At 37.8% G+C, this 9245-nt stretch carries 10 protein-coding genes; 8 read left to right on the top strand and 2 right to left on the bottom strand.

Features of this window, described 5'->3' with window-relative positions:
- The first annotated feature begins 209 nt into the window (after positions 1–209).
- Both AN214_RS05845 and AN214_RS05840 read left to right on the top strand, forming a co-directional pair.
- A complete protein-coding gene (locus AN214_RS05845; RefSeq protein ID WP_054978841.1) occupies positions 210–1613 on the top strand; it encodes a HAMP domain-containing sensor histidine kinase in 1404 nt (467 codons plus the stop codon).
- Complete coding sequence (locus AN214_RS05840; protein ID WP_054978840.1) at positions 1577–1993, top strand: response regulator; 417 nt, start codon at positions 1577–1579, stop codon at positions 1991–1993. The genes AN214_RS05845 and AN214_RS05840 overlap by 37 nt, the downstream gene beginning before the upstream one ends.
- Here AN214_RS05840 and AN214_RS05835 read toward each other — a convergent pair.
- Positions 1990–2241, bottom strand: coding sequence for a hypothetical protein (locus AN214_RS05835; RefSeq protein WP_054978839.1), 252 nt, complete (start codon positions 2239–2241; stop codon positions 1990–1992). The two genes, AN214_RS05840 and AN214_RS05835, sit on opposite strands and share 4 nt — an antisense overlap.
- A 484-nt stretch (positions 2242–2725) precedes the next feature.
- Here AN214_RS05835 and folE point away from each other — a divergent pair, with 484 nt between their 5' ends.
- Positions 2726–3367: a GTP cyclohydrolase I FolE gene (gene folE, locus AN214_RS05830; protein ID WP_054978838.1), complete on the top strand. Its 642-nt coding sequence runs from the start codon at positions 2726–2728 to the stop codon at positions 3365–3367.
- A gap of 56 nt (positions 3368–3423) precedes the next feature.
- On the opposite strand, the gene AN214_RS05825 is transcribed toward folE, so the two are convergent.
- Positions 3424–3834 carry a DUF3718 domain-containing protein gene (locus AN214_RS05825; RefSeq protein WP_054978837.1) on the bottom strand — a complete coding sequence of 137 codons (411 nt, stop codon included), beginning with the start codon at positions 3832–3834 and terminating at the stop codon, positions 3424–3426.
- A gap of 179 nt (positions 3835–4013) precedes the next feature.
- On the opposite strand from AN214_RS05825, the gene AN214_RS05820 reads away from it, so the two are divergent.
- The 5 genes from AN214_RS05820 to AN214_RS05800 all read left to right on the top strand — a co-directional run bounded on the left by AN214_RS05820 (position 4014) and on the right by AN214_RS05800 (position 9226).
- On the top strand, positions 4014–4862 hold the full coding sequence (locus AN214_RS05820) for an endonuclease/exonuclease/phosphatase family protein (protein WP_152960718.1): 849 nt from the start codon (positions 4014–4016) through the stop codon (positions 4860–4862).
- Positions 4852–5175: a DUF5329 family protein gene (locus tag AN214_RS05815; RefSeq protein ID WP_235576713.1), complete on the top strand. Its 324-nt coding sequence runs from the start codon at positions 4852–4854 to the stop codon at positions 5173–5175. Before AN214_RS05820 ends, AN214_RS05815 begins: the two co-directional genes overlap by 11 nt.
- Before the next feature lie 252 nt (positions 5176–5427).
- Positions 5428–7230: a DEAD/DEAH box helicase gene (locus AN214_RS05810; RefSeq protein ID WP_054978834.1), complete on the top strand. Its 1803-nt coding sequence runs from the start codon at positions 5428–5430 to the stop codon at positions 7228–7230.
- A gap of 151 nt (positions 7231–7381) precedes the next feature.
- Positions 7382–8788: a COG3014 family protein gene (locus tag AN214_RS05805; RefSeq protein WP_054978833.1), complete on the top strand. Its 1407-nt coding sequence runs from the start codon at positions 7382–7384 to the stop codon at positions 8786–8788.
- Positions 8789–8797: 9 nt separating this feature from the next.
- Positions 8798–9226, top strand: a complete 429-nt coding sequence (locus AN214_RS05800) for a YcfL family protein (protein ID WP_054978832.1) — start codon at positions 8798–8800, stop codon at positions 9224–9226.
- The last annotated feature ends 19 nt before the right edge of the window (positions 9227–9245 follow it).

Raw genomic sequence — 9245 nt, 5'->3', positions numbered from 1 at the left:
AACTTACTACAGACATGCTGAAGAACTGGAAAAGAAATGGGGAGTTAATATTCGTAAAGTATCGCCTTATCACCAGACCACCTAACGTACATTACAGGTTTTTAGGTGTAACGTCATTGCTTATCAACCTATATCAATTCTTTAGTGCAATTTTCGAATTATGTTCTTAACTATATAAAGAATAAATTATTTTATAAATTACGTTTTACATGAGTGACATAAAAAAACAACGTCAATTACTCAGCATATACACAATCGCGGTTATTGTAACTGCTATTGCGCTTACATTTGTCTCACTGTATTTTTATAGTCAGGTTGATAAGCAATGGCGTTTGTATTCAACTGATGCACAGCAAGTATACTCATTACATGACAAGCTTATGCAAAAAATGGGATACGGCGGATTCATTCATAATTTTAAAAATTTAGTATTACGTAAAGACATAGACCGTTACCTGCCATTACTTAATCAAAACCTACAAGACATAAAGTTTACTTTAGAAAGGCTTAAGCAGTTTAATCAGTATACGCCTGAGTCAATTAATATCATTGGCAAAACGGTTAATGCCTACGAACAAAAGCTAAATGTCGTTTTAGTTATGGTTAGCCAAGACAAAACCAGTGAACAAATTGATGCTGTTGTTAAAGTGGATGATTTACCCGAACTTAAAGCGCTTGCACAGTTTGATAGTGAACTTAAATCTCGTTTAACAAAGGAAGGAAAATTAATTAACAACCACTTTTCTGTGGCCTATAGCGTTCATATTGCCAGTATTGTGATTTTTCTTTGTTTGTTCGCTATTTATTTTATTAAATTAATATCAGCAAATAATAAAGAACACGAACTAACAAATAAAGCTTTGGAAGGCGCGCGCGTTAAATCCGATTTTCTAGCAAATATGAGTCATGAAATTAGAACACCGCTGAATGGCATTATGGGATCATTACAATTACTACAAGGTAATTTAAAGCAAGTTAAAAACATCGACTTAGCTTCAAAGGCGCTATTCTCGTGTAGAGCTTTATTGACAATTATTAATGATATTTTGGATTTTTCTAAAATTGAAGCTAAGCGGATCAATATTGAACAGGTTGATTTTTCTTTGGTTGACGTTTTAGAAAGTTTGTCGTCAAACGTTTTACCGTTAGCGACCGAAAAACGCATTTCGTTTACCATAGAAAGAGATAAAAACATAAGTGATTTATGGATTGGCGATCCGGTTCGTGTCGGTCAAATCTTACTTAATTTAACGTCAAACGCAGTGAAATTTACAGAAACCGGTGGTGTTACGGTGTCAGTTTGCCGCAAACAATTACATAACATTAACGGCGTGAGTTTTGAGGTAACCGATACAGGGATTGGCATGAGTGAAGACGCTTTACTTCAACTTTTTGAACGATTCACCCAAGCCGAGTTGAGTATTACCCGCAAGTTTGGTGGCACCGGTTTAGGAATGGCAATTACGAAAAGCCTCGTCACTATAATGGAAGGGGAAATCAGCGCAACAAGCACCATTAACCAAGGTACGCAGGTGTCTGTATTTTTACCATTAACGCAAAGCAAAAAAATACACTGGTGTGTGAAGAACAAACAATTACCCCACCCGATTTAAATCACCTATCAATTTTAATAGCGGAAGATAACGCACTTAACACCGTTATTATCAAAGCTATGATGGAGGCAACCAATGCAACACTTCACTTTGTCACTAACGGCGCTGATGCAGTTGAACAATTTACAGCGTTATCACCCGATTTAATTTTAATGGATATTCAAATACCGAAAATGGATGGCATGGAGGCGTGTCGTCGTATAAAAAGCGAAAATGCCGATGTTCCAATCATTGCGATAACGGCGAATATGATGAAAAACGATGTATTGAACTATCACCGCATCGGCTTCAATAGCCACATCGCTAAGCCAATTGATAAAAACGTGTTGTATAAAACCTTAAAAGGCTTTGTTGATAACTCAAATGTACTGGATGACTAAGAATCGTAAGTTTCTTGTATCGCTTTGATATGCTTAATATGTTGTTCAGACGCAGCATCAATATTGTTGAATTGGCTTTCTAACATGCCAGTACTTACGCCTACTGCGATAATAAGTGCTGATGCAATCGTAACGGATACCTTGGTGGTACGAGAGGTATTAGTAAAGAAATAATAAACGAGCCAAAGCAGGAATAAGTAAACAACAATCTGCCAAGCATAATTAAAAAGGGACTGAACTAAATCCATAGTATGTACTTCTTTACTAATCGTGAAGTTATTCTACCAAGAAGCGAATTTAAATTCCTATTTATTTTTGCCCGCTTTCTTAGCTAAGAATTTCCCAAAGAGATTGAGTAACAAAACAAACAGAATTACTACAGAGAGTAACGCAAGTAATTTCATAATAAGCACTGACTATTTATTCATAGATTCTACAAAACTACCCTACTTATTTTCACTTTACTAGTTTTAGCGTTAAATACATTTGTGTGTGTAAATTAGATATAGGTATTAGAAAATAAACTATTTATGAAGTGTTAATAGCGTATTGCCAAATAAGTGGCAGTGTATAAATTAAGCAAAGTGGTTGTTTTGAAATATAGAATTCGTTTTTATGATTGTGAATTTTGGCAAAATCTCTACAATATACCCCTTTAAATGCGTCGTTAATCATCTCAATTACTATTGATTGAGGTCACTGGCTATCGTTCAGCCATATTTAGGAAGTAACATGATTTCCAAAGAAGCCACTCTTGTAAAAGAAGCGCTTATTGCTAAGGGGTTAGAAACACCTCTCAAAGACGTAGGCCTTAGTTCAGAACAAAAATATGACAAACTAAAAGGCTTATTTACAGAAGTTGTTGATACACTCGGGCTTGATCTTAATGATGATAGCCTAGCCGAAACGCCACATCGCATTGCAAAAATGTATGTGCATGAGATTTTTTCGGGGCTTGATTACGAAACCTTTCCAAAAATTGCGTTAATTGAAAATAAAATGCAAGTAGATGAAATGGTTAAAGTGAATAACATTTCACTAACGAGTACCTGTGAGCATCATTTTGTTACCATCGATGGTTACGCCAAGGTCGCTTATATTCCAAATGAAAAGATCATCGGTCTGTCTAAAATCAATCGTATTGTGCGCTTTTTTGCTAAGCGCCCTCAAGTACAAGAGCGATTAACACAGCAAATACTCATTGCTTTACAAGCCTTGCTTGAAACTGACAATGTTGCAGTATCAATTAACGCAACTCACTATTGTGTTAAAAGCCGTGGTGTAATGGATGCCACGTCTGAAACATCAACCACTGCATTAGGTGGCGATTTCAAAACCAATAGCAATACTCGCGCTGAGTTCTTAGCGAATTAATACAAAAAAAGGTGTGATTAAAAATCACACCTTTTTTAATTAAATACAATTTTACTTTAGCTTGCAGTATTAATGCTTTTCACAAACTCAGTGACTGGCATGCCATTACACGTAAGTGCTTTAACATTCTTGCTTCGCTTCGCAACCGCTTTAACACCAAGCTTAGCCGCTTTTGCACATAATTGCGTCTCGTCACTATCATCTACTAAATTAAACTCTTGCGTTGAGTTTTGATTTTCTTTTTGCGTTTTCGCAAAGGTTTTAAGTGAAACGCCATTACACGCGATATCTGAATAATGTTCACTGATAAATACGCCCTGCTCTTTTGCAAATGCTTTAGCAGCTTGAAATCCATTCGTTTTGGCTACATTACATACAGAAGTATAGAATGTATCTTTAGACACATCGTTGCTTGCAAAGGCAAATGACGACATAGTGAGAGTAAGTACTGAAATTAACTTAAGCATAATATAGCTCCTAAATGAATTTTGAGCGAATTATATACACTAAATTTAGTTTAACAATGGAAAATATAGCTAAAACCAAACTGTCTACAAATTAAACTAACTCAGTGATCATTAAGCTCACATCATTAACAAGCTGTTTTCATATTAACGATGAAATTAGCAAGCTAAAGGTGACCAATTTGCAAAAAGTATTTAAGTTAACCATTTTGATGATAAGCGTCTGGTGTTTAAATGTTGCAGCCAGTAGTTATTGTGATAACACTCGCTCTGCCTCACATACTCAGAAAAATACAGTTACGGTAATGAGCGCCAACATCGCCCACGGGCGCGGTACCAATTTCTCTCAGATAACCAGCTCAATTGAGCAGATTAAAACAAATTTAAACGCGATTGCGACAAGGGTGGATCAAATTAATCCCGATATTGTCGCTTTTCAAGAAATCGACAAGGCGTCTTGGTGGAGCGGTCAATTTAGTCATGTTGATTACTTATTAAAACGAACAAATTTTCAAAATTACGTCGCTACGAGTCATGTAAACTCCTGGTGGGGAGACTATGGAACCGCACTTTTTTCTAAACTTCCGCTTATAAATTGTGATGGCATTACGTTTGCCCCAAGTTGGCCTACAACTAATAAGGGCTTTAGTTACGCTAAGGTTAATTTAAATAAGCAAACTCAAGATATCATTCTGGTTTCTTTGCATTTAGATTTCTCGAGAGCATCAGTACGTAATAAGCAAATTAAGGAACTTCTTACCAAACTTAAAAATTTGGACGCCCCAATTATAATTATGGGCGACTTTAATACCGATTGGCGTTGGCAAAATTCAATCGTTAAAACCTTATCAGATAACTATGGCTTACGTATTTATAACGCACAGTCAAATATACTAAATACCTTTGGTACAAAAAGACTGGATTGGATAATGGTATCTAAACACTTTACTTTTAAGTCATATTTCAATGTTGAAGGCACTTTATCTGATCATGCCTTTGTTGTTGCGGAGCTTGAATTCAATGACCTATAAAATATTTGCCCATAGAGCTATGCCGCTTGAGGTAAAATTTTTAATAAACGAGATAAAACAAAGCAATTGTTCGTTTATACGCAATGGCGTTCCCCATTCAGCGAAACGTGCCGCTGAGCACCTAACATTAAAATATAATAATGGAAAATCATACGCACAAAACGGCAAATCCTTTATTAAAAACCTCGCAACTAAAAGCGCGTGGACGGGTATAGCCTATAAGATAAAATGTCCTAATAAAGAAGCTGTTAACAGTAATGAGTGGTTAAATAGTAAACAGATCGATTTTAAAAAATCAACGCAAAACCGCTAAATTACTTGCATTGGCAGTATATTACTGTATAGTGCACCAACTCCGGCAAGCGCTGTGTTTTGGGACTTTATCAGCCAATCGTCGGAATGAACGCTAAATTACGCGTTAACTGTGTGACGAGGTAAAGACCAAACATAACTAAAATAGCTAACGCTATTTGGGTGCTATATGCTGCCATGTATATTTCTACATTTTGGCCTCTACCTCCGTGTATCTTATTTAGGCGAAAGCCGCAAAAAAGTTGAGTAGTAGATGTCAAACGACAAAATTTTATTCGAAGAACTAAACCTTCCTACCCCTATTCTAAGTGCAATTACAGAACTTGGTTTTGTAGAGCCAACTCCAATCCAACAACAGTCAATTCCGGCATTATTAGCAGGTAAAGATGTACTAGGTGAAGCGCAAACAGGTACAGGTAAAACTGCAGCATTTGGTTTACCACTACTAGCACGCCTAGATGCAAACCTAAACGCACCACAAATGTTAGTGGTATGTCCTACACGTGAGCTTGCTATTCAGGTAGCAGAAGCAATTACAGATTTCGCTAAAAACATTCGCGGCTTAAATATTGCGACTGTTTACGGTGGCCAATCTTATACTATCCAAAACCGCGATCTAAAACGTGGCCCACAAATTGTTGTAGGTACACCAGGTCGTATGATGGACCACATTGAAAAAGGTCGTTTAAACCTAGACAACCTAAAAGCATGTGTATTAGATGAAGCAGACGAAATGCTTAACATGGGTTTCTTAGACGATATCGAATGGATCTTAGACCATGTGCCAGAAGATACGCAGATGGCGTTCTTCTCTGCAACTATGCCAGCACCTATTAAAAAAATTACGTCTCAGTTCTTAACTGATCCTGTTCACGTTAAAATTGCTGTTGAAAAACAAGCAAAAGCTAACATCACACAACGTGCATGGCGTGTAGGTGCTATTGGTAAAACAGCGGGTCTAGAGCGTATTGCAGAAGTTGTTGATTACGATGCAATGATTGTATTCGTACGTACTCGTAACGACACACTAACGCTAGCCGAGCACCTTGTAAACAAAGGCTTCAAGGCAGCAGCACTAAATGGTGATATGCAGCAGCAAGACCGTGAACGCATCGTTGACCAACTTAAAAATGGTCGTATTCACATTCTAATTGCAACCGATGTTGTAGCGCGTGGTCTTGACGTACCACGTATCAGCCACGTAATTAACTACGACTTACCATTTGATAGTGAATCATATGTTCACCGTATTGGTCGTACTGGTCGTGCCGGTCGTGAAGGTGAAGCGATTTTATTTGCATCACACCGTGAAATGCGCCTTCTTAACCGTCTAGAACGTGCAACTGAAGGTCAGATCACGCCATTCGAAATGCCTGATGCAAGCCAATTAAGCAAACACCGCATTGAAAAAACAAAAGAAAAGCTACTAAGCGTTGCAGCAAGCCCGAACCTTGAAAAATACACTGAGGTACTTGCAAAGTTCACTGAAGAAAGTGAAATTACAACGGAACAATTAGCAGCTGCAATGTTGTATCAACTACAGCAAAAACTACCACTATTCCCACAAGCGGATCCGGTAGATAAGCGTGGCGCACGTGATGGTCGTCGTGAAGGTGGCCGTGAGCGCGGCGGCAGAGATGGTCGTCGTGAAGGCGGTCGTGAACGTCGTAATCCAGGTGATTTCGCTACCTATAAATTTGCAGTTGGTCGTGCACAAGGTGTTAAACCAAGTGACATCGTTGGCGCAATTGCGAATGAAGTACGTATTAATTCTCGAGAAATCGGTAATATCAAACTGTTTGATAACCACTGTCACGTTGAATTACCAAAAACGTTGCCTAGCCAAGGTTTTGAAAAATTAAAGAACGTGACAATTCGTCGTCATAAAATTAACCCAAGCATTGTTGAAGGTGCAAACGCTCAATATGATTCTGAAAATCGTGGTAAGCGTCCACCTCGTAAACGTGAGCGTAGCAACGACGATCGTTCTATTAAAACATTTAAAAAGAAAAGCAGACCAAGAAGAGATGAGCGTTCAATGCCAACGTTTAACTAATTAAGGTTAGCTCCAAAAAAAGCCATGCATTGCATGGCTTTTTTGTTATTAATCACTTACAAATTTCAACAACATAAAACGTGAAATAAACTATTTAGACGCTCATACTGTATATGAATTTAATTTAATAAATATGGCTGTTAGGTGAAATTTGCGTTTAGTATTTCATGCTTCAATTATTACATGTGCACTGGTACTTTTGCCTGCTTGTAGCAGCATAACCAGCGGGCAGCTATTTTCTAACTACACTGAACAACTCACCCCTGCGCGTAACGCATTACAGAGCGCGAAAATACAACAGGCTGCGAGTTTGTTACCAGCACATGCAGCAAATAACGTATCTCATACGCTAGGTCAGCTTGAAAACGCTAGGGTGTTACAACTCACTGAAAATTACGCAGACAGTAAAGTCGCATTTGAAAAGGCCCTACTTCAAATTGATAAACAAAATTTTGCGGCAGATATTGAAATCAGTGAAGGATTGCAAACAACAGCTTCGTTCTTAACTAATGACAATGTAAGAGACTACCGCGTGCCCTACTTTGAACAAACTATGGTGCACACATTACAATCGCTTAACTATGTCGCTTTAAAAAATATAGAAGGTGCGTTGGTAGAAGTTAGACGCGCTAATTTAGTACAGCAACAGGCACTTAAAAAAAACCAAAACGAATTAGAAAAAGCAGCAGCAAAAACATCGTTAGATTTAAACGACCTATACAGCCGCTATCCAACTATGGACGATATGATTGGCTCGGTTAAAAATGGCTTTCAAAATGCGTTTACGTTTTATTTGTCAGGGTTTTTATACGAAGCTACGGGTGAATACAATGCAGCTTATATCGATTACAAACGTGCAATCGATATTTATCCTGAAAACACCTATTTACAGCAAGATATTTTGCGTTTAGCTAAGTACCTTGGCTTTGATGACGAATATAACTATTTCAAAGCGCGATTTAATGCTGAGGCGCTAACAAAGAATAACCAAGTGCCAGTGCTTGTGTTAATAGAGCAAGGCTTAATTCCTGAAAAAAAAGAAGCCCGTATCGATTTGCCAATATTTACATCTCGCGATGATATTCGTTTTTATAGTGTTGCATTACCAAGTTATGCAAATAACCATGAATACGCAGCACCTTTATCTATTAATATTGGCGAACAAACATTACAAAGCGAAACAATCGTTAAATTGACAGCCCTTGCGGCAAAAGATTTAAAGGAGCGTATGCCCGGAATCGTTGCAAGGCAAATAACACGGCTAATCGCAAAAGAGCAATTTAGAAAAAGCGCCGCGCGCAATGGCGGTGATGTTGGCAATATAATCGCAACACTTTACAACCTTGCGAGCGAGCGTGCAGATACTCGCTCGTGGTTAACGCTTGCGAATAATTATCAAATTGCAAAAACGTATCTTACAAGCGGTGAGCATACGCTTTCGATAAATTTAAATGGGATAACACATCCCGTTTCGTTTTCAACAGATGGTAACAAATCCGTTTTGATTAAGGTCGTTAATCTAGGTTCGACACTAAATACAACGGTTTATACGATATAGGTGATGAATATGAAAAACATAATTGGCATTTTAATTTTATTTGCGTTGTTACAAGGTTGTGCCGGCAAGCCCGTCACATCTGGAACAGGAACCGAACAGATCACAGCAAACGATAATTGGCAGGCGCATTTAAAAGTTGATAATCCAAAACTTGCAAAACGATTAGTCATTTCAAATGTACTCACGCGTACAACCAATGGCCTGCTTGACGTAAATTTAGAATTAACCAGCAGCTATAAAAAAACGCAAAACCTGCAGTACCATTTTAATTGGTTTGATAAAGACGGCTTTGTAATTGAGCAAGGTAAAGAGCCGTGGAAGTCATTGCCACTCCACGGTCATCAAGTTGTAAATTTAGGTGCCATTGCACCAACAAAAGACGTTGTGAAATTTCGTTTGTATGTAAGCGAAATCAACGAAACAATTTATCGCTTTTAGTACATAACCTCTGTGCGAA

It is taken from the genome of Pseudoalteromonas sp. P1-9, from assembly GCF_001399975.1.
Classification (GTDB): Bacteria; Pseudomonadota; Gammaproteobacteria; order Enterobacterales; family Alteromonadaceae; genus Pseudoalteromonas.
The sequence above is the reverse complement of the archived record's forward strand: the minus strand, read 5'-3'. Positions and strand labels throughout refer to the sequence as shown.

Coding starts and splice junctions, on each gene's coding strand:
- AN214_RS05845 (WP_054978841.1), top strand. CDS start 210: ATGAGTGACATAAAAAAACAACGTCAATTACTCAGCATATACACAATC.
- AN214_RS05835 (WP_054978839.1), bottom strand. CDS start 2,241: ATGGATTTAGTTCAGTCCCTTTTTAATTATGCTTGGCAGATTGTTGTT.
- folE (WP_054978838.1), top strand. CDS start 2,726: ATGATTTCCAAAGAAGCCACTCTTGTAAAAGAAGCGCTTATTGCTAAG.
- AN214_RS05825 (WP_054978837.1), bottom strand. CDS start 3,834: ATGCTTAAGTTAATTTCAGTACTTACTCTCACTATGTCGTCATTTGCC.
- AN214_RS05815 (WP_235576713.1), top strand. CDS start 4,852: ATGACCTATAAAATATTTGCCCATAGAGCTATGCCGCTTGAGGTAAAA.
- AN214_RS05810 (WP_054978834.1), top strand. CDS start 5,428: ATGTCAAACGACAAAATTTTATTCGAAGAACTAAACCTTCCTACCCCT.
- AN214_RS05800 (WP_054978832.1), top strand. CDS start 8,798: ATGAAAAACATAATTGGCATTTTAATTTTATTTGCGTTGTTACAAGGT.